Consider the following 1,492-nt stretch of genomic DNA (forward strand, 5'->3'; position numbering starts at 1 on the left):
GCCGTGTACTGCCCGCGGTGGTGTTTTGTGCGGGCAGTACACGGTTCGGGGTGGGGTTATGCGATGGCTTCGCGGAGTTCTTTGGCTGCCAGGGCGGGGTCGGCTGCGCCGTAGATCGCGCCGCCGGCGACGGCGACGTCGGCGCCTGCTTTCTGGACGTCTGCGATGGTGGCGACTTTCACGCCGCCTGCGACGGAGAAGGGCACGCGGGCTTCTGCTCCGGCGCGGAGCAGTCCGTTCAGGTCGAAGCCGGGCTTGGCCTGCTCGTCCAGGCCGGCGTGCATTTCGACGAACTTGGCGCCGAGGGCGCGGGCTTCCTTGGCGCGGGTGACCTTGTCCTCGACGCTGATCAGGTCAACGACGACGCCCTTGTTGTGGGCCTTGGCTGCCTTGACGGCGCCGGCGATGGTGGAGTCGTCGGCGGTGCCGAGCACGGTGACCAGGTCGGCGCCGGCCTTGAAGGCGATGTCTGCTTCAAGTTCACCGGCGTCCATGGTCTTCATGTCGGCGAAAACGATCTTGTCCGGGTGGGCTTCCTTGATGGCGGTGATCACGGAGAGGCCTTCGGCCTTGATCAGCGGGGTGCCGAGCTCGATGATGTCGACGTACTCGGCGACCTTGCCGGCCAGTTCGAGGGCGGCTTCGGTGGTCAGGAGATCGATGGCTACCTGGAGTTTCATGATGATGTTTCTTTCTGTAAGGGTACTGCGGTGGATGTGAAGGGAAACTAAAAGATGCTGCGGGGGTGTTTATTCGAGGTTGGCGTGCCGGAGCCAGAGCTCTTCGGCCGGCACGTCGGTGTTTTCCCACAGCGACTGGAAGAGCGCCTCGGTGGCCAGGAACAGGCTCTGTTCGAACAGGGACCCGGAGTACTGGCGCGAAACGCTGGAGCCGTGGTCGGTTTTTTGGGCGGCGGGAATGATCACTACCGTGTCCGCGAGCCGGGCCAGCGGCGAGTCCGGGTTGGTGGTGAACGCGGCAATCCGCGCCCCTGCTTTCGCCGCGGTTTCTGCTGACTTGACCACTCCCGAGGTCGTTCCCGACCCCGAAGCGACCAGCAGCAGATCCCCGGAGCTGATCGCGGGAGTGGTGGTGTCACCGGCAATATGGACCGTCAGGCCCAGGTGCATCAGCCGCATCGCCGCCATCCGCAGGACCAGCCCGCTGCGCCCGGCCCCTGCGGCGAATACCCGGCCCGACTGGCCCAGCTGCGCGGCCAGGCCGGCCAGCTGGTGTTCATCGATCTTGGCCACCGTACCGGTGATCTCGTCCCCGACCAGGGACAGATTACGGACAATATCAACGTCCGTGCTGTGCACGGCAGGCGCCGTGGTGGTTGTAACAGTCACGATAGGACCCCTCTCAAACTATCCGGGCACCGGGACCTACGCCGCCCCGATGCATGCTTTCTGGTTGAAACCAACTATCCCCAACCAACCAACCACCCGAAACGCTGTTTTCTGACAGTTTTAACTACCCTTAAGAACAGGGC

General features: G+C 64.1%; 2 protein-coding genes. Both read right to left on the reverse strand.

Annotation, left to right across the window (positions count from 1 at the left end; translation table 11 throughout):
- Positions 1–56: 56 nt before the first annotated feature.
- Positions 57–680: a 3-hexulose-6-phosphate synthase gene (hxlA, locus tag AC5RTT_RS20520; RefSeq protein ID WP_115524978.1), complete on the reverse strand. Its 624-nt coding sequence runs from the start codon at positions 678–680 to the stop codon at positions 57–59.
- A gap of 69 nt (positions 681–749) precedes the next feature.
- Positions 750–1,349 (reverse strand): 6-phospho-3-hexuloisomerase, encoded by a 600-nt coding sequence (hxlB, locus tag AC5RTT_RS20525; protein ID WP_494146700.1) that lies wholly within the window; start codon positions 1,347–1,349, stop codon positions 750–752.
- Positions 1,350–1,492: the final 143 nt, after the last annotated feature.

This window comes from Arthrobacter sp. Y3221157, from assembly GCF_059089865.1.

Excerpts from the sequence above, each read along its gene's own strand:
- hxlA (WP_115524978.1), bottom strand. The coding sequence starts at position 680 with ATGAAACTCCAGGTAGCCATCGATCTCCTGACCACCGAAGCCGCCCTC.